At 68.8% G+C, this 17,930-nt stretch carries 19 protein-coding genes; 13 read left to right on the top strand and 6 right to left on the bottom strand.

Going from position 1 to position 17,930, the window contains the following annotated elements; translation table 11 throughout:
* Positions 1-88 precede the first annotated feature (88 nt).
* Genes GOY17_RS18870 through GOY17_RS18570 form a run of 3 tightly spaced genes read left to right on the top strand, consistent with a single transcriptional unit; the run spans position 89 to position 2,232 of the window.
* Positions 89-226, top strand: a complete 138-nt coding sequence (locus GOY17_RS18870) for a hypothetical protein (RefSeq protein WP_181902837.1) — start codon at positions 89-91, stop codon at positions 224-226.
* A complete protein-coding gene (locus GOY17_RS18575) occupies positions 226-1,122 on the top strand; it encodes an alpha/beta fold hydrolase (protein ID WP_157031513.1) in 897 nt (298 codons plus the stop codon). The genes GOY17_RS18870 and GOY17_RS18575 overlap by 1 nt, the downstream gene beginning before the upstream one ends.
* A 9-nt stretch (positions 1,123-1,131) precedes the next feature.
* Positions 1,132-2,232, top strand: coding sequence for a saccharopine dehydrogenase NADP-binding domain-containing protein (locus tag GOY17_RS18570; RefSeq protein WP_157031511.1), 1,101 nt, complete (start codon positions 1,132-1,134; stop codon positions 2,230-2,232).
* 254 nt (positions 2,233-2,486) lie between these two features.
* Here the strand turns inward: GOY17_RS18570 and GOY17_RS18565 are convergent, their stop codons facing one another.
* Positions 2,487-3,152 (bottom strand): Fe2+-dependent dioxygenase, encoded by a 666-nt coding sequence (locus GOY17_RS18565; protein WP_157031509.1) that lies wholly within the window; start codon positions 3,150-3,152, stop codon positions 2,487-2,489.
* A 134-nt stretch (positions 3,153-3,286) separates the two neighbouring features.
* On the opposite strand from GOY17_RS18565, the gene GOY17_RS18560 reads away from it, so the two are divergent.
* Positions 3,287-3,694, top strand: coding sequence for a hypothetical protein (locus tag GOY17_RS18560; protein WP_115843219.1), 408 nt, complete (start codon positions 3,287-3,289; stop codon positions 3,692-3,694).
* 90 nt (positions 3,695-3,784) lie between these two features.
* On the opposite strand, the gene GOY17_RS18555 is transcribed toward GOY17_RS18560, so the two are convergent.
* On the bottom strand, positions 3,785-4,894 hold the full coding sequence (locus tag GOY17_RS18555; protein ID WP_181902838.1) for a hybrid sensor histidine kinase/response regulator: 1,110 nt from the start codon (positions 4,892-4,894) through the stop codon (positions 3,785-3,787).
* Between the two features lie 232 nt (positions 4,895-5,126).
* Here GOY17_RS18555 and GOY17_RS18550 point away from each other — a divergent pair, with 232 nt between their 5' ends.
* A complete protein-coding gene (locus GOY17_RS18550) occupies positions 5,127-6,080 on the top strand; it encodes an aldo/keto reductase (protein WP_157031508.1) in 954 nt (317 codons plus the stop codon).
* Entirely contained in the window at positions 6,077-7,069 is a 993-nt protein-coding gene (locus GOY17_RS18545; RefSeq protein ID WP_157031506.1) for a DMT family transporter, read from the top strand. Before GOY17_RS18550 ends, GOY17_RS18545 begins: the two co-directional genes overlap by 4 nt.
* Here the strand turns inward: GOY17_RS18545 and GOY17_RS18540 are convergent.
* From GOY17_RS18540 to GOY17_RS18525, 4 genes are all read right to left on the bottom strand, one after another.
* Positions 7,066-8,490, bottom strand: coding sequence for a nicotinate phosphoribosyltransferase (locus GOY17_RS18540; RefSeq protein ID WP_157031504.1), 1,425 nt, complete (start codon positions 8,488-8,490; stop codon positions 7,066-7,068). The genes GOY17_RS18545 and GOY17_RS18540 overlap by 4 nt on opposite strands.
* Positions 8,491-8,606: 116 nt before the next feature.
* Positions 8,607-9,140: a pseudouridine synthase gene (locus tag GOY17_RS18535; protein WP_157031502.1), complete on the bottom strand. Its 534-nt coding sequence runs from the start codon at positions 9,138-9,140 to the stop codon at positions 8,607-8,609.
* A gap of 80 nt (positions 9,141-9,220) precedes the next feature.
* Positions 9,221-10,072: a class I SAM-dependent methyltransferase gene (locus GOY17_RS18530; RefSeq protein ID WP_157031500.1), complete on the bottom strand. Its 852-nt coding sequence runs from the start codon at positions 10,070-10,072 to the stop codon at positions 9,221-9,223.
* Positions 10,073-10,154: 82 nt separating this feature from the next.
* The gene (locus tag GOY17_RS18525) at positions 10,155-11,129 is read right to left on the bottom strand and encodes a LysR substrate-binding domain-containing protein (RefSeq protein WP_157031498.1); all 975 of its coding nucleotides are present in this window, start codon (positions 11,127-11,129) and stop codon (positions 10,155-10,157) included.
* A gap of 151 nt (positions 11,130-11,280) precedes the next feature.
* Between GOY17_RS18525 and GOY17_RS18520 the strand changes: the two genes are divergently transcribed.
* The 7 genes from GOY17_RS18520 to GOY17_RS18490 all read left to right on the top strand — a co-directional run bounded on the left by GOY17_RS18520 (position 11,281) and on the right by GOY17_RS18490 (position 17,869).
* On the top strand, positions 11,281-11,490 hold the full coding sequence (locus tag GOY17_RS18520; protein WP_157031496.1) for a hypothetical protein: 210 nt from the start codon (positions 11,281-11,283) through the stop codon (positions 11,488-11,490).
* Positions 11,491-11,746: 256 nt separating this feature from the next.
* Positions 11,747-13,891 (top strand): TonB-dependent siderophore receptor, encoded by a 2,145-nt coding sequence (locus GOY17_RS18515; protein ID WP_157031495.1) that lies wholly within the window; start codon positions 11,747-11,749, stop codon positions 13,889-13,891.
* A 9-nt stretch (positions 13,892-13,900) separates the two neighbouring features.
* Positions 13,901-14,188: a hypothetical protein gene (locus GOY17_RS18510; protein ID WP_157031493.1), complete on the top strand. Its 288-nt coding sequence runs from the start codon at positions 13,901-13,903 to the stop codon at positions 14,186-14,188.
* Complete coding sequence (locus GOY17_RS18505) at positions 14,188-14,451, top strand: hypothetical protein (protein ID WP_157031491.1); 264 nt, start codon at positions 14,188-14,190, stop codon at positions 14,449-14,451. Before GOY17_RS18510 ends, GOY17_RS18505 begins: the two co-directional genes overlap by 1 nt.
* A gap of 7 nt (positions 14,452-14,458) precedes the next feature.
* Positions 14,459-16,066, top strand: a complete 1,608-nt coding sequence (locus tag GOY17_RS18500; RefSeq protein ID WP_157031489.1) for a PepSY-associated TM helix domain-containing protein — start codon at positions 14,459-14,461, stop codon at positions 16,064-16,066.
* Between the two features lie 63 nt (positions 16,067-16,129).
* Complete coding sequence (locus tag GOY17_RS18495; protein ID WP_157031488.1) at positions 16,130-17,020, top strand: hypothetical protein; 891 nt, start codon at positions 16,130-16,132, stop codon at positions 17,018-17,020.
* A gap of 12 nt (positions 17,021-17,032) precedes the next feature.
* Positions 17,033-17,869: an AraC family transcriptional regulator gene (locus GOY17_RS18490; protein ID WP_232338487.1), complete on the top strand. Its 837-nt coding sequence runs from the start codon at positions 17,033-17,035 to the stop codon at positions 17,867-17,869.
* Positions 17,870-17,930: the final 61 nt, after the last annotated feature.

Here is a 17,930-nt window from a genome sequence, read left to right as displayed (position 1 = left end):
CAATCGCTAAAGATTCCGACAGCGCCGCCTTCGCCCGGATCGTCCAATGGCCCTGCCCGGAATCGCCGGGCTCCCAATGGAGCGTGTCATGAGCGAGAACACCTGTGCCGTCTGCGATTACCCGCTGGACGAGAACCGCGTCGAGGTGACCATCGGCGGGCGGACCGTCGAGGCCTGCTGCGAGGAATGCGCGCAGAAGCTGCGCGAAGCCGAGCGGAGCGCGTGATGGACGCCGCCACCTTCTTCGCCGCGCGCCGGACGGTGCGCACGTCGTCCGCCACGATCGGCTATGTCGAGCGCGGCACCGGACCGGTCGCCCTGTTCGTGCACGGCGTGCTGCTCAACGGCTACCTGTGGCGGCATCAGTTGGAGGCCCTGTCCGACGTGCGCCGCTGCATCGCGGTGGACCTGCTGGCGCACGGCCACACCGATGCCGCCGACGGGCAGGACGTGTCGGTCACGGCCAACGCGCACATGCTGGCGCAGTTCCTCGACGCACTCGGCATCGACCGCGTCGATCTGGTCGGCAACGACAGCGGTGGTGGCATCTGCCAGATCTTCGCCGCGCTCTATCCGAAGCGGCTGCGCAGTCTCACGCTGACCAACTGCGATGCGCACGACAACTGGCCGCCGGAGGCGTTCGCGCCGTTCGTGGCGATGGTGGCCCATGGCGGACTGCCGGGCACGATCCAGGCGATGGTCGGCGACAAGTCGGTGTACCGCGCAGCGCTCGCACCGGCGTACGAACGCCCGCAGGACGTGTCCGACGCGACCATCGACACGTACCTGAAGCCCTTCGCCAGCGACACGCGACGGCTGAAGCAGCTGGAAGCCTTCGTCAACGCGTTCGACTGCCGGCACACGCTGGCGATCGAGGACGGCCTGCGCACGTTGCAGGTGCCGACGCTGATCGCGTGGGGCACGGACGACATCTACTTCCCGGTGGAGTGGTCGCACTGGTTGCAGAAGGCGATCCCGGCCACGACGCGGCGCGTAGAGTTCGAGGGCGCACGGATCTTCTTTCCGGAAGAACGGCCGGACGACTTCAACCGCGAACTGCGCGCGCATCTCGAGGCAACGCTCGCGTCGGCGCCGCGCACGCTCGACAACGCAACGGCATAGGACGTGACGATGGAACTTCCCAACTCCGGTACGAACGCGCCCGTCGTCGTGTACGGCGCCACGGGTCACACCGGCCGCTTCATCGTCGCCGAACTGCTGCGTCGCGGCCGCACGCCGGTGCTGTGCGGCCGCGACGTGGTGAAGCTGGCGGAGATGGCCCGCCACTCCCCGGGCCTGCTGTGCCACGTCGCCGCCATCGACGATGCCGCCGCGCTGGACACGGCGTTGCGCGGCGCGAGCGCGGTGATCAACGCGGCCGGGCCGTTCCTCGATACCGCCGCCCCGCTGCTCGATGCCGCGATCCGCAACGGTGTGCACTATCTCGACACGAGCGCCGAGCAGGGCGCCGCCGTGCACGTGTTCGAACAGGACGCGCGGGCGAAGGCGGGCGGGATCGTTGCGATGCCGTCGGTCGCGTTCTACGGCGCGTTAGCGGATCTGCTCGCGACCGCGGCGATGGACGACTGGGACGGCGCGGACGCGATCGATATCGCCGTTGGCCTGGACGGCTGGCATCCCACGCGCGGCACGCGCATCACGGGCGAGCGCAACCGCGCCGTGCGATGGATCGTGGAGGGCGGCGAACTTCATCCGCTGCCGGATCCCGCGCCGACGCGCGACTGGGACTTTCCGGCACCGTTCGGAACGCAGGAAGCGGTGATGCTGACCTTGTCGGAGATCGTCGCCATCGCGCGCCACCTGCGCAGCGAACGCGTGCGTTCGTACATGAACCTGGCGCCGTTGCGCCACCTGCGCGACCCCGCCACGCCGCCGCCCGTCGCGGCGGACGAACACGGGCGGTCGTCGCAGCGGTTCGTCCTCGATGTCCGGGTCGAGCGCGGCGGTCGCGTGCGTCGTGCGACGGCGCAGGGTGTCGATATCTATGCAGTGACTGCGCCGCTGATCGTCGAAGCGCTGGAGCGCGTGTTGTCGGGCGAAGTGGCGAAGGCGGGCGCGTGGGCGGCGGGTGAGGCATTCGATGCGGTCGGCTTCCTCCGCGCGCTGGCGCCGGAGCATTTCGTTCTGACGCTGGCCGAGGAAACCGACGCGAGTGAGCTCGCGAAGTCTCGCATGCCTGTGGCCGATGGGTTCCAGCTTTCGCTGGAATGACGGGGTTTAGCCCCTCTCCCATCGGGAGAGGGGTTGGGGTGAGGGGCAACGAAGCGGATGCGGTGACCCACGAACGCCAGACAGCGCTGCGCTGTTGCTCCGATACAACGCAATCGACGGCTTCGAATTCAAAATGGATTCCAGCTTTCGCTGGAATGACGACGACGTGGTTCGCCATGCAGGGAGTGCCCGGACGTTGAGGGCCTGGGTCCCGGCCTTCGCCGGCACGGCGGCTCAAAGCCCAGATGCGGCGCTTACGTATCCGCCCACATCCGGAACAGGTTCGTCCGCAGCGACTCCAGCAGCACCTGCAGGCGCTGGCGATCGCCCCCGCTGGCGGCCAGGCCGCGGGCTTCCTCCAGCTGCACCAGCAGTTCGCGCTGGTTGCTGTCGGCGACCCAGCTCTGCAGCCAGGTGATCGCGGCGATGCGCACGCCCCGCGTCACCGGCGTGACGCGGTGGATCGTCGTGGACGGATACAGGATCGCGCTGCCCGGCTCGAGCTTGTACGCCAGCTCCTGCGCGCCGAGCTGGATGGTCAGCTCGCCGCCGTCGTATTCGGACGGATCGTTGAGGAACACCGTGCACGAAAGGTCGCTGCGGATCGGCGGCGTCGACGGGAACAGCGCCTCGTCCACGTGCCAGCCGTAGTTCATCCCGGGCTCGTAGCGAACCACGGTGGTGCGCGCCATCGTGCGCGGCTGCGCGAACACGCGCAGCTCGCCGAACCGCATCAACGCATCGCGCGCGATCAGCGCGATGCGCTGGTTCGCCGGGTCTTCCTGCGGCGCCTGCAGGTTCTGCTTGATGGTCGAGTCGGGGTTGGTGATCCGGCCGTCGGCGAAGCGCACCTGCGGCAGCAGCTCGCGTACCGCCTGCAATTCGGCCGCGGAGAGCACGTTGGGCAGGATGCGGATCATGGCGATGCGTGCTCGGCGGTGGTGGCGGCCATCATCGGCATTCAGCCGGGGGCGGGCAACTTCCGCGCCCGATCACGCTGTTTCAACGACGGCTTGCCGACACTGGACCCCGTTCCCGAAACGGGCTGTACATCATGACGAAGCTGACTTCGATCCCCGAACGCGCGCTCGACCTGGCCTCGCTGGTCGGCGACAACCTCCGCAGCGCCGGCGACAGCCTGCGCCACTCGGTTCCCGCGATGACCCACAGCGCCGGCCAGTGGCTGGACGCCGGTGCGAAGCTCGGCGCCCTGAAGGGCGGCGCGCGCGTGGCGGGCGGCTTCGTGCGCCGCAATCCGGTGCTGATCGCCGCTGCCGTCGCCGGTGCCGGCCTGCTCTGGTACGCCGCCAAGCGTCGTGCCCGCCGCGTCGAGGAAGAACAGGACGAGCATGCGATCGAAGGCAGTTCGCGCCGCGTCGAAGCCCGTCGCGGCTCCGGCCGTCGCGCGCCGACGCCGCGCCGCAATGCATCCTCGCGCCAGCAGTCGCGCGTCGAGCACTGAACCTGTAGACGACCCGACCCTCCCCGATCCGGGGAGGGTTTGATGTTGGGTAGACGTCATTCCCGCGAAGGCGGAAATGATGCGCAGGAGTCACGCCATCACAGGCGTCGGCGCTTCCGGCAATTCGATGATGAAGCGCGCACCGCCGTTGCGGCGTGCTTCGTACCAGAGCTGACCGCCGGCGCGCGCGACGATGCGCTTGGCCAGCGACAGGCCCAGTCCGCTCGACAGGCCGTCGTAACGCGGATCGTCGTGCAGGCGCACGAACGGCTTGAACAGCTCCTTCTCGCGATCCGGCGGAATGCCCGGGCCGCGGTCGGCCACGACCAGTTGCCAGTAGCCCGGCGCACCCGCGCGCGCGGTGAGCAGCAGTTCGGAATCGGGCGCGTACTTCATCGCGTTGGTGACGAGGTTTTCCGCCACCTGGCGCAGCACGCGCGGGTGGATGCTCACCTGCGCGGCCGTTTCCGGCAGGCGCAGCTCGGCGCGGATGCCGCGAGCTTCCAGCTGCATTTCGTAGCGCTTGTGCAGCCAGCCGAGGATTTCGGCCAGATCCGCGCGACCGCCGCCGGTGTCTTCGTCGGCGAGCTTGTCGGACTGGCTTTCCAGATAGTGATGGATGTAGCCGAGCGCGTCGTCGGCGCTCTCGTGGATCATCTCGAGGTAGCGCGGAATGCGCTCGGCCTTGCACAGGCCGCTGCGCAGCAGTTCGGCGGCGAAGACCACGCTGCTCAGCGGGTTCTTCAGGTCGTGCGCGACCAGGTTGACCAGTTCCTCGCGCTCGCGGGCGACGCGTTCGAGGCGGTCGCGCGTGAGCTTCAGGCCGACGTGCGCGTTGACGCGCGCCAGCAGTTCCTCGGGCAGGAAGGGCTTGGTGACGTAATCGACCACGCCGGCGTCGAAGGCGCGCAGCAGCAGGTCGCGATCGTGCGCGGCGGTGACGAAGACCACCGGCACCTGCAGCGGACCGAGCTCATGCAGGGCGGCGATGACGTCGAAGCCGTCCATGCCGGGCATCATCATGTCGAGCAGGATCAGGTCCGGCGGGCTTTCGAGATAGCGCTGGAGCGCTTCCTCGCCGGAACTGGCGGACACGACTTCGTAGCCCTGGCGGGCCAGCAGGGTGCCGACCACGCGCAGGTTCACGTTCTGGTCGTCGACGACCAGGATTCGGCCCGAATTGCCAGCGGCTACGACCATGCTGCGTCCCTGTCCCCGGGGCAGCGTCGACCCCCTTCGCGCCGCGGTTTCATTGGGACAAACGGTATCAGAAAGGCGGGCGATTGCCGACATCATGTCCCCCGGAAGGCGGTTGGGCGCCGAGCCGATCCGGCAAAGAGGCAGGATCCGCAACGTCGCGCTACAGGTCGATTGCCCCTGCGGCCTAGAACGCATCGCATCATGTGACCCCCTACTCGGCCGAGTTTCCCCCATGACGCCGTCCCTCCGACCCCTCGGCCGATCCGGCCTGCGTGTCGCCCCGTTCGCACTCGGCGGCAACGTCTTCGGCTGGAGCGCCGACGAGACCGCGACCTTCGCCCTGCTGGACGCCTTCGTCGACGCCGGCTTCGACCTGGTCGATACCGCCGATTCGTACTCGTACTGGGTGCCGGGCAACGAGGGCGGCGAGTCCGAAACGCTGCTGGGCCGGTGGTTCCAGCGCAGCGGCAAGCGCGCGCGCGTGACCCTGGCGACCAAGGTCGGCAAGTGGGAACGCCACCGCGGGCTCGCGCCGACGACGATCCAGGCCGCCGTGGAAGGCTCGCTGCGCCGACTGCAGACCGACGCGATCGACCTTTACCAGGCGCATGAGGACGATCCGGCGACGCCGCTGGCCGACACGCTGGGCGCGTTCGCCCGGCTGATCGAGCAAGGCAAGGTGCGCGCGATCGGCGCCTCGAACTACTCCGCCGCGCGCCTGCGCGAGGCGCTGGACGTCGCCGAACGCGACGGCTTGCCGCGCTTCGAGACGCTCCAGCCCGAGTACAACCTCTACGCCCGCGCCGGCTTCGAGGCCGAACTGCAGCCGCTGGCGCGGGAACGCGAGGTCGCGGTGATCCCGTATTACGCGCTCGCCAGCGGGTTTCTCACCGGCAAGTACCGCAGCGAGGCCGACATCGGCAAGAGCGCCGCGCGCGCCGGTGCCATCGGCAAGTACCTCAACCCGCGCGGGCTGCGCATCGTGCAGACGCTGGACGATGTCGCCGTCGACCTGCGCGCCACACCGGCGCAGGTCGCCCTGGCTTGGCTGATGGCGCAGCCGACGGTCGCCGCCCCGATCGCCAGCGCGACCACGGTCGAACAGCTCCACGAACTGCTCGCCGCGGCGCGCCTGTCGCTGGGCGCGGCGCAGCGGAAGCAGCTCGACGACGCGAGCGCCGAATGAGCGCGACCACCGCAACCGCTCACCCGCAGGCCGCGCGCCGCGTCGGCCTGGCGATGGCCGCCACCGGCGCGATCCTGTTCTCGGCGAAGGCGATCCTGGCGAAGTTCCAGTACCGCTACGGCGTGGATTCGCTCGACGTGCTCGCACTGCGGATGCTGCTGTCGCTGCCGCTGTTCGTCGCGCTCGGCATCCGCGAGTCGCGCCGTCCCGAACGTGCGCCGATGACGCGGCGCGACTTCGGCCTGATCGTGATTCTCGGCGTGCTCGGCTATTACCTGTCGAGCCTGCTGGACTTCTGGGGACTGGAGTACGTGCCGGTTTCCCTGGAACGGCTGATCCTCTTCCTCAACCCGACCTTCGTCCTGCTGATCGGCGTGTTCGCGTTCAAGCGCCGCGTCGCGCGTCGCGAGTGGGTCGCGCTGGCGGTGAGCTATGCCGGCGTGTCGCTGGTGTTCGTCGAGAACCTGCGCGTGCAGGGCGAGCACATCCTGCTCGGCAGCGCGCTGGTGCTGGGCGCGGCGCTGAGCTACGCGCTGTACCTGTCGATGTCGGGCCAGCTCATCAAGCGCATCGGCTCGCTGCGGCTGGTCGCGTACGCGATGACGATCTCGACCGCGGCGACGCTTACGCATTACCTGATCGCGCGCGATCCCTCGCACCTGCTCGAACTGCCGATGCCGGTCTACGGGCTGGCGGCGATCAACGCGTTCTTCTGCACTTTCCTGCCGGTGACATTCACGATGGGCGCCGTCGCGCGCCTGGGCGCCGGCACCGCCGCGCAGATGTCGGTGCTGGGGCCGGTGTCGCTGGTGTTCCTCGGCGCGTGGCTGCTGGGCGAGCCGATCACCGCCGTGCAACTGGTCGGCACGGCGGTCGTCCTCGGCGGCGTGCTGCTGCTCACGCGGCCGGGCGCGAACTCGGTACCGGTGGCGGAAACGGCGCACAACGCGCCGGATGAAGACGAGTCCGGGAAAACCGCCGCGCGCTAGAGCCGCGCGGCGTTGGCGCGCTCGCGCACCTGCGCGAGCGTCCAGTCCTGCAGCAGCTCGCCGTCCTCCCACAGGGTGACGAGCGCGTCCTCGAATCCGGCCGGTGCGCTCGCCGCATCCAGCGACACCGCGCCATCGGGCAACGCCACCGTGCGGTATTCGCCCGATTCGACATGCCGCGCCAGCGTCATGCGGCCGCGCTTGCTGGTCTTGCCGAGGTCGGTGACCGGTTCCTTGTAGACGTCGATCCAGCGACCGTCCACGCGTGCGGCGGAGCACTTCAGCGCGAACTTCTGCGTGTCGCGATCCACGCGCTGCAAGAGCGCGCCGCCCATGCCGAAGGTGAGGTTGTCGGCGGAATAACCGGCGCCGGTGGCGCGTTCGAGGATCGCGCGGATGCTGTCGGGGTTGATGCCGTCGCCCTGGATCACGCGCACGTGGTTGAGCACGCGGAATCCCTTCCCGTTGACGACGTGGCCGAACGCCTCGTCGAGCCGGCGCAGGCATTCGTGCACGACCGCGACCGGATCGCCCGAATCGGGCCGGATCACCACCGTCGCGCCGGAGGCGATCACCTGCTCGCGCAGCGTGCGGCCCCAGTGCTCGGACACGGCGCGGAAGATGTCGTAGCTGTCGGACACCACGGCGACGATCGCGCCGGGCCTGGCGAACTGCCGCAGCATGTTCCGGTAGGCGTCGACTTCGCGTTCGCGACCCCACGCGGTGATCGTGCTGTGCTCGGCCGCGGGAATGGAGAACGCCGCCATCGGCTCGTGGTACCACGCGCGCGCCGCGAGCAGGCCGGCGACGGTGTCGGTGCCCATGAAGTTCACCAGGTGCGACAGCCCGCCGATCGCCGCCGACTCCGCACTCGACACGCCGCGCGCGCCGAAGTCGTGCAGCTTGAACGGCAACTGGCCTTCGGGATCGTCGCTGGTGCGTTCGAGGAAGCCGCGGATCGTCTGCTTCGCATGCCAGCTCACCGTGGCGACCGTCACCGGATACCACAGCCGCAGCAGCAGCGTTTCGATGTACGACGGCACCCAGAACGCGCGCGGGTCAGTCGATTCGATCGTCACCAGCGCCTGCTGCGTCGGCACGACCGTGCCTTCGGGCACGGCGCGGATGCGCAGCGGCAGGCGACCGCCGTGGCGGTCGACGATCTCGCGCCAGCCGGCCTCGTTGAACGGCTCGCCGTGTGCGGCGAACAGCTCGCGCGCCTGGTCGATGTCGTCGTGCGTGACGCGACGCGCGAGCGTCTGCTTGAGGATCGACTGCAGCCCGAAGAACACCGTGCGGTCGTACAGCCCGCCGCGCGACTCGACGTAGAAGAACGTCGCGTCCGTGCCCGGCGGGTACTGCAGCCAGTGGCTGGCCTTGTAGCTGTCGGTGTTCAGCAGGAGGTTGTCGAGGAAATCCATGGCGGGTCCGTCGTGGCGGTGCGGCAATGCTTTCGCGTCGCCGCGCGCGCTGTTTGATCGCGCTCAAGCCGGCCGACGCATCCTGCACGCGGCGCCGTCACGGTCGCGCATCACGGTTACAGCTGGCGCCATTGCCCCGGCGCCAAGTCGTCGAGCCGATGCGGCCCGATCGCCACGCGCACCAGCCGCAGCGTCGGCAGCCCGACCGCGGCGGTCATGCGGCGAACCTGGCGGTTGCGGCCTTCGCTGATGGTGATTTCGAGCCATGCGTCGGGCACGGTCTTGCGGAAACGCACCGGCGGATCGCGCGGCCACAGCGCCGGCGCGTCGAGGCGTTGCACTTTCGCCGGACGCGTCGGGCCGTCGTTGAGCACGACGCCGCGTCGCAACGCATCGATCTGCGCATCCGACGGTTCGCCTTCGACCTGCACCCAGTACGTCTTGGGCTCCTTGTGGCGCGGATCGGTCAGCCGATGCGCGAGCGCACCGTCGTCGGTGAGCAGCAGCAGGCCCTCGCTGTCGTGGTCGAGCCGCCCGGCCGCGTACACGTCCGGCGGCAGCCCGAATTCGGCCAGCGTGCGGCGCGGCGGCGTGCTGCGGTCGGTGAACTGGCACAGCACGCCGTAGGGTTTGTTGAGGGCGATGAGCATGCTGGAGCAGGAGCGAGCGTGGAGAAGCGAGGAGTGAGCACGCTTGCCTCACTTCTCACTCTCCGACCCCACCCTTCACATCAGGGCTTCACGAACCGCAGCGTCATCCGGTCGCTCTCGCCGATCGCCTTGTACTTGGCGTCGTCCTTCGCGTCGTGCTGGTTGGTCGGCGGCAGCGTCCACACGCCGTTGGGATGATCGGCGGTGTCCTTCGGATTGGCGTTGATCTCGCTCTTTTCCTGCAGCTTGAAGCCCGCTTTCTGCGCCAGTTCGATCACCAGCGCCTCGGTGAGGTAGCCGGATGTCTTCATCTTTTCCAGGTCGGTGCCCGGCTTGGCGCGATGGTCGACCACGCCGAGCGTGCCGCCCGGCTTGAGCACGTCGAAGAACGCCTTGAAGTAGGCGTCGGCCGTGCCGTCGTCGACCCAGTTGTGCGCGTTGCGGAAGGTCAGTACGACGTCGGCCGAGCCGGCGGCGCCGAAGTTCGGCGCCTTCGGATCGAAGTTCTGGACCTTCGCGTTGCCGTAAACGGCGGTGTCGGCCAGGCGCTTGGCCATCGCCTCGCTCTGGCGGTAGCGGTACTGCGGCTGGCCTGCGATCGCGGGGTCGTACATCGCCGCGACGTACTGGCCACCGTTCTTGAGGTACGGCGCGAGGATCTCGGTGTACCAGCCGCCGCCGGGGGTGATCTCGACGACAGTCTGCGTGGGCTTCACGCCGAAGAACGCGAGCGTCTGTGCTGGATGGCGGTACGAGTCGCGAAGGCGGTTCTTCGCATCGCGCGTCGGCGCGTCGACCGCGGCCTGCAGCGACGACTCGACTGCGACCGGCGACGTCACCTTCGGAGCGGGCTTGGTCTTGGATTGCGCGAGGACGGGGCCTTGCGCGACGAGCAGGGCGGGAACCAGGGCGGCAAGCAGAAGGCGTTTCATGCAGGTCTCCATGACGGTGCCGGCTCCGCACGGGGCCGGTGAACGGGCGGCCAGACTACCCCCAACCCCGTGGCGGCCACCATCAACGGACGGCACGGGTCCTTTTGGCGGGCGCCGGCTTGCGCGCCTTGGCGGGGGCCTTCTTCGGAGCGCCGCCGCGCCTCGGCGTCATCGCGTCGCTGGCCGCGTACGTCGCCGCTTCCTCCAGCAGCCAGTCGCGGAAACGCGCCAGCCCGCGATGGTCGCGCGAGCGCGACGGGTAGACGAGGTAGTGCGCGAATTCGGTCTTCAGGCGTTCGTCGAACAATTCGACCAGGTGCCCGGCTTCGACCAGCGGCCGCGCGAGCGTCACGCGTCCCAGCACGATGCCCATGCCTTCGGCCGCCGCCCGGTGCAGGTTTTCCGAATCGTCGAAGATCGCCACGAACCGCTCCGGCGGCTTCCCGCCGAACTTCGCGAACCATTCGCTCCAGCGCCCGCCGGGCGCGCCCAGCAGCGGAAACTGGCTGAGGGTGGCCAGCGTCGGCCGGCCGAGGCGCTCGATCAGCGCCGGGCTCGCGGTCGGCGTCATCCAGTCGTCGAACAGGTGCACCGCTTCCACGCCAGGCCACTTGCCCGGGCCGAAGCGGATGCCGGCGTCGATGGTGGTCTCGCGCGAGAAGTCGATGGGATCGATGTTGGACTGCAGGCTGATTTCCAGCTGCGGATGCGCGGAGAGGAAGCGCGGCAGGCGCGGCACGAGCCAGCTCGACGCGAAGGAGGGCATCAGCGTCACGGCGAGCGCGTCGTCGCGACGCACACGACGCGGCGCGAGCGCCAGTTCGATCGCTTCCAGGTGCGGCGCGATGCGGTCGTACAGCGCCTGCCCGTGTTCGGTGAGCTTCACGCCCCGCGCGCCGCGCACGAACAGACGCCGATCGAGGCGTTCCTCGATGGTGCGGATCTGGTGGCTCAGCGCGCTGACGGTGAGGTGCATCGACTCTGCCGCGCGGGTGAGATTCCCGGCGCGCGCGGCGGCGATGAAACCCAGCAGGGCCTGCAACGGCGGACGGCTCATTCGACCTCCTCGTGCCCCGGCGACGCTTGAACCGGATTCAAGACTGGCTTGCAGAACCGTCGCTTTTTCGGGCTCCGGCGCGGGCGTATCTTGCAACGCACTCAAGGAAGTTGTCCACGCCACGCAGGCCGCCGCACACCGGGAGCACGCCATGAACGTCTTCACCAATCTCTTCATTCCGCAGGCCGAACAGGCCGAGCCGCACCCGTTCGACGACCTCGACGAGCGCTTCGCCGGCTACGGCAACCGCATCGCGTCCGCGCGCTTCTTCGCACCGCTGGGCCACGCCCGCGCGAAGCGCGAGCAGGCGGCGTCCGAATCGTCGTTCGACGACGAACTCGCGATCTGCGGCTGCGGCTGACCTCCGCGCGCGCGTCGTCCGAAGGCGACCGCCCGCGTCCACTACATCGCCAGGTTTTCCCCCGAGCGCCGCGCCCCCACCGCGGCGCTTTTCCTTGTGCGGCCACAACGTGCCGCCGGCGCACCAGAAGACTTCGGCTCGATTGTTCGGCCCGGTTGAACGCCCTACAATCGCGAACGATTCTTATTTGCCGGCCACCGGCGCGACACGCATTGTGCGCTCCCGGCCAGGGCCAGCCTCCACTTCAAGGTTCCCGATGCGCTCCCACCGCTCCGCCGTCCGGCCGTTGCCGGTCTCGATCCGCCACGCGCTCGCCGTCGCGATGCTCGCCGGCGCCGCCATGCCCGCGTTGGCCCAGCAGGGCGCCAGCGCCACGGACCTGGATTCGGTCGAAGTGCGCGCGCCGATCGCCCGCACCGCCGGCACCGCGACCAAGACCGACACGCCGATCCGCGAGATCCCGCAGTCGATCTCGGTCGTCACCGACCAGCAGATGAAGGACCGCGCGATCCACGGGATCGAGGAGGCGATCTGGTTCACGGCCGGCGCGCAGGGAGGCGGCTACGGCGGCGATCCGCGTTCGGACTGGCTGCTCCTGCGCGGCTTCACGCCGGCGCGTTACCTCGACGGCCTCGCACTCGCCGAAGGCAGCGGCACGTCGATCACGCGCATCGAGCCGTACGGCCTGGAGCGCGTGGAAGTGCTGAAGGGTCCGGCGTCGGTTGCCTACGGTGCGATGCCGCCCGGCGGCATGGTCAATTACGTGAGCAAGCGTCCGACCGACGCGACGCTGCGCGAGGTCGAAGTGCAGGTCGGCACGTACGACCTGTTCCAGCTCGCCGGCGACTTCGGCGGCAAGCTCACCGACGATGGCGTGTGGACGTACCGCCTCACCGCGCTGGCGCGCCAGAGCGACGACGAAATCGACTTCGTCCACGACGACCGCTATTTCGTCGCGCCGGCGCTGACGTGGAAGCCGGACGAAGCGAACTCGCTGACGCTGCTCGCGCGCTGGCAGAAGAACGACACCGTCGCCGGCGCCGGCTTCCTGCCGGCCGAAGGCACGCTGCTGCCGAACCCGAACGGCCGCATCGCGCGCAACCGCTTCACCGGTGAGCCGGGCTTCAACAATTACGACAAGACGATGACGTCGCTGGGGTGGGAGTACTTCCATGACTTCGGCGGCGGCGCGACGTTCCGCCAGAACCTGCGCTACGGCGTGACGAAGATCGATCCGAGCACGTCGGTCGGTGCGTTCGGCTGGCTCACCGATCCGGTGACGTTCCAGCCCGTCGATTACCGCACGCTCGTGCGCTACCTCTGGAATACGGAGGAAGAGAGCAAGACCTTCGGCGTCGACAACCAGCTGCAGTTCGACTTCAGCACCGGCGCGGTCGAGCACACGCTGCTCACCGGCCTGGACTTCCGTCGCGCGCGCAACGATTACGCGTCGGCATTCGTGTTCGGCGCGCCGACGCTGGACCTGTTCGCGCCGGTGTATGGCTCGCCGATCGTGGAGCCTGATTTCTCCTCGCGCACGCGCCAGACGCAGTCGCAGTTCGGCCTGTACGCGCAGGACCAGATGAAGGTCGATCGCTGGGTGGTCACGCTCGGCGCGCGCCAGGACTGGGTCGGCACCGACACGCGCGAAGTCATCGGCGGCGCGCAGTCGCACCAGAGCGACGACAAGTTCTCCGGCCGCGTCGGCGTGAACTACCTCTTCGACAACGGCTTCGCGCCGTACATCGGCTGGTCGCAGTCGTTCCAGCCCACCGTCGGCACCGACTTCTTCGGCACGGCGTTCGTGCCGACCACCGGCGAGCAGACGGAGATCGGCCTGAAATACCAGCCGGCGAGCAATCGCGTGCTCGCAACCATCGCCGCCTACGAGCTGGTGCAGGAGAACACGCTGGTCGTGGATCCGAACCACACGCTGTACTCGATCCAGCAGGGCGAGACGAAGGTGCGCGGCGTCGAGCTGGAAGGCCGCTGGAACGTCGGCAACGGCCTGAGCGTGTACGGCGCCTACACCTACACCGATTCGGAAGTGACGAAGTCGACTGACCCGCTGTCGCTGGGCAAGGAAATCCCGCTGCAGCCGGAAAACGTCGCCTCGCTCGGCGCCGATTACACGATCATCGGCGGCGCGCTGTCGGGCCTGGGCTTCGGCGCGGGCGTGCGCTACACCGGGGAGCACTACGGCGATGCGTACAACGCGTGGCAGACGCCGTCGTACACGCTGTTCGACGCGTCGGTGCATTACGACATCGGCGCGTGGCGCCTGCAGCTCAACGCGCAGAACGTCGGCGACAAGGATTACATCGCGACCTGCAACAGCGGCACGTGGTGCTACTACGGCTATCCGCGCACGGTCACCGCGACCGCGCGCTACCAGTGGTGACCTGAGACGATGAATTCCCTCGCCGCCACGATCACGGCCATCGCGATGTCGCTGGTGTCGGCGGCGTCGCTGTATGCCGCGTCCCCACATTGCCGCTGGCCGTCGTGGCGTCGCCATGCCGCGCGCGGAAAGCTCGTCGGCGGCCTGCTGGCCGTGGCGTCACTGTGGGTCTTCATCGCGCAGCTCGGCGTCGGCGCCGGGCTGTGCGCGATGCTGGGGACGTGGATGCTCGCGCTGATGGCGCTTCCATATCTGGCGTGGCGCACTGCGCCGGCCGGTAACGGAGAGACACGCTGATGTGGGCGCGCGCATTCGCCGGGATCGTGCCGGGTTTCCTGCTGTCAGCGGGGCTGGTCGGCCTGCTCACGTGGGCGTTGCCGGGCCCGTGGCAGGGCACCATCGTCGCCGGGATCATCGCGTTCTTCGTGGTGTGGATCGCGGTGATGGGCGCGAGCTTCCAGTTCGCCAGCGGCAAGCGCGCGTGGGCGTGGCTGAGTGCATTGGCCATCGTTTCGCTGGGCGTGCTGTGGGTGTTGCAGTGGCTGCGCTGGGTCGAATGAGGACGCGATGAAGATTTCCTCCAGCACGTTGCGCACGTTCACCACGCTGCACACCTGGGTCGGCCTCGTCGCCGGCTTCGCGCTGTTCGTGGCGTTCTACGCCGGCGCGATCACGATCTTCCACCACGACCTGCAGGCCTGGCAGTCGCCGCACGGCGTTCACGCCACGTCGCAGACATTGGCCGAAGCGCAGCAGCTGCTCGACGAAACGCTCGCGCGCCATCCCGAGTCGCGAAAGCACGTCGGCATGGTGTTTCCCGGCGAGGAGTATCCGATCACCGCCACGTACTGGCAGGACGCATCGGGCGCATGGCGTTACGCGACCACCGAACATCCCGAAGGCCTCGACGAGATGCCGGGCGGCGCACTGTCGGAACTGGTCAACGCGCTGCACTACTCGCTCGGCATCCCCGTCGCCGGCACGTACCTGATGGGCATCGTGAGCCTGCTGTACGGGCTGGCGCTGATTTCCGGCGTCGTGATCCACCTGCCGAAGCTGGTCGACGACCTGTTCGCGCTGCGCCCGGGCCGCAACCTCAAGCGCATGTGGCAGGACGCACACAACGTCATCGGCGTTCTGAGTCTGCCGATGCACATCATGTTCGCCGTCACCGGCGCGATGCTGTGCCTGGTGATGATCGCGATGCTGGCGCTCAATCCGCTGATCTATCGCAACCAGCTGATGACGGCGCTCGGCCCGGCGATGGACACCGCGCCGGTCGTCGCGCCCGCGGGTCGTGAGCAGAAGATCGGCTCGCTCGCGATGTGGCATGAGCGCAGCATCGCCATCGCGCGCGACCAGGGCATCGAAGAGTTCGAGCCCGCCTACCTCAAGCTCGCCAACGCGGGCGATGCGAACGCAACGGTGGAAGTCACCGGCGAATCTTCGGGCACGCTCGGCCCGCTGGGTTCGGTCGCGATGAACGCCAATACCGGCGCGACGCTCGCCACCCAGCTGCCCGGCCAGCGCGACGCAAACCACGCGACGCTGTCGTCCGCGTACGCGCTGCATTTCGGCGAGTACGGCAACGCGTGGATGCAGTGGCTGTACTTCCTGCTCGGCCTCGGCGGCGCGTTCCTGTTCTACTCGGGCAACCTGTTGTGGATCGAGGCACGCCGAAAGCGTCGGCAGGCCGAACAGGGCCGCGCGCAGCTGTGGATGGCGCGTGCGACGGTGGGCGTATGCATCGGCGTGTGCGTGGCGATCTCCGTCGCGTTCATAGCAACGCAATTGCTGCAGCTGCCGGCACTGTCGGGCGTCGGGCTTCCATCCGGCGTGAATGCCGCGTGCTTCGCGACGTGGGCACTGTGCGCGCTGTGGGCCGCACTGCGGCCGCCGATCCGCGCCGCGCACGAACTGCTGTGGGTCGCCGCCATCACGACCGCGCTGATTCCGTTCGCGCACGGCATCGTTACGGGTGCATGGTGGTGGACCAGTGCGGCGGCCGGGCATTGGGCGCTCCTTGCGATCGATGCTGGCGCCATCGCCATGGCGGTTGGTTTCGCGTGGCTCGCCCGCGTTACCGCGCGCCGCATGCGCGAGGGCGAGGCGAACAGCGTGTGGGCGATCGCGCCCGCGCCGGTCGCCGCGCGCGTGGAAGCGCCGCAACCGTAGCGCGGCCGTCACGGGTCGTTCGCGGCGTTCTGCCATAAGGACGTCGCGAACAGGAAAGCCCGGATGCCTTCCACCATCACCACCCAGCGCGGCGAGTTCCGCCGCATCTACCGCGCGCTGCAGCGCAAGCCCGACCTGGCTGCGCGCACGCCGGTGTTCTTCTGCGAAGGCGATTCGTGGTTCTCCACGCCGCTGGCGATGAATCTGCTCGACTGGCTCGTCTTCCCCACGCCCGAAGACGAGGAGCGCGGCGTTCCGCAGTTCGGCGCAGGCGGCCTGTTCTTCCGAACAGAAAAGAGCGGCGACCTGGCGATCGACATCTTCTCCGAACGCCGCATCGCCGACCTCGTCGACTGGTACGAGGGCTTCGAGTTCGATGCGGTGTTGATCAGTGCGGGCGGAAACGATTTCGTCGCCGATTTCCTCAAAGGCCTGTTCGCCGGCCAATCGCCGATGACGCCGGAACAGGCGTTCGCGCGCGTCGAACGCTCGCGCCGTTTCGAGGAAGTGCGTGGCGCTTACCAGCGCTTCCTTCGCGCATGCAAGCGCACGCGGCCGAACACGCCGATCCTCGCGCACACCTACGACTATCCACAGCGCATGGGCGAGCCGGCACGCCTGACCGTGGCCAACCTCGGCGCGGCGGCGCTGCTGCGCGACAACATCGGACCGTGGATCGCGCCACACATCGCGCACGTGCTGCCGCAGGTGGCGCAGCAGAAGCGCTTCGCCGCGTTGCTGATCGACGGCTTCCACGACCACGTGCTCGCGCCGCTGGCCGCGCGCTCGGAGTTCTCCGGCCTGTTCACCTTCGTCGACCTGCGCGGCACGCTGCGGCAGGCCGACGCGTGGTTCGACGAGATGCATCCGACCGGCGCGGGCTTCCACACGCTGTCGCTGAAGCTGCGCCGGGCCGCGAACGCGCTGCTGCCGCCGGCGAAACGCCGCGCGTAACGCCTGCGTGGCATGATCGACGGCATGCAGGGCGTGCCCGAACATTTCGACCATCCGCTGGACCGGGCGCAGTTCCGCCGCCCGGCGCATCGCGATGGCGTGGAGCTGTATCGCGCGCATATCGTGCGGCACACGTTCGAGCCGCACACGCATGAAGCCTACGGGCTCGGCGCGATCGAAACCGGCGTGGAGCGTTTCCGCTATCGCGGCAGCGACCATCTGGCGCCGCAGGATTCGCGGGTGATGATGAATCCGGACGTGCTGCACACCGGTCGGGCCGAAACCGACGGCGGCTGGCGCTATCGCATGGCGTATATCGATGCGGACGTCGTCGAGACGGTCACGGGGCAACGCGGCCTGTGGTTCCGCGATGCGGTCGAACACGACGCGGCGCGGGCGAAGCGCGTCACTGTGCTTCTCGATGCGCTGTGGCGCACGGACGAGCCGCTGGCCTTCGACGGCCTGCTGTTCGAGCTGCTCGATGCATTCTCCGACCAGGCGCGCGCCGCGCGTCCACTGTCGCGAGATGCGGCGCCTCGGTTCGCGCGCGTCGTCGAGTTCCTGCGCGAGAACCTGGCGCGGAGGCTCACGCTGGACGAACTGGCCGCGGTCGCGGAGTTGAGCCCGTTCCATTTCCTTCGCGCGTTCCGCACGCAGTACGACGCCACGCCGCAGCAGATGCTGATGGCGTTGCGACTGTTCGAAGCCAAGCGCCGGCTGGCCAGCGGCGCCGCGCCGGCGCAGGTCGCGGCCGACGTCGGCCTGAGCGACCAGGCGCACCTGACGCGCGCCTTCGCGCAGCGCTACGGGGTGACTCCGGCGCGGTATCAGCGGCAGGTGCGCAGCTGATGCCGCTCTTGCCGCCTTGAGCCCCTCTCCCATCGGGAGAGGGGTTGGGGTGAGGGGTAAC

The organism is Lysobacter soli (assembly GCF_009755585.1).
Classification (GTDB): domain Bacteria; phylum Pseudomonadota; class Gammaproteobacteria; order Xanthomonadales; family Xanthomonadaceae; genus Lysobacter_J; species Lysobacter_J soli.
The sequence above is the reverse complement of the archived record's forward strand: the minus strand, read 5'-3'. Positions and strand labels throughout refer to the sequence as shown.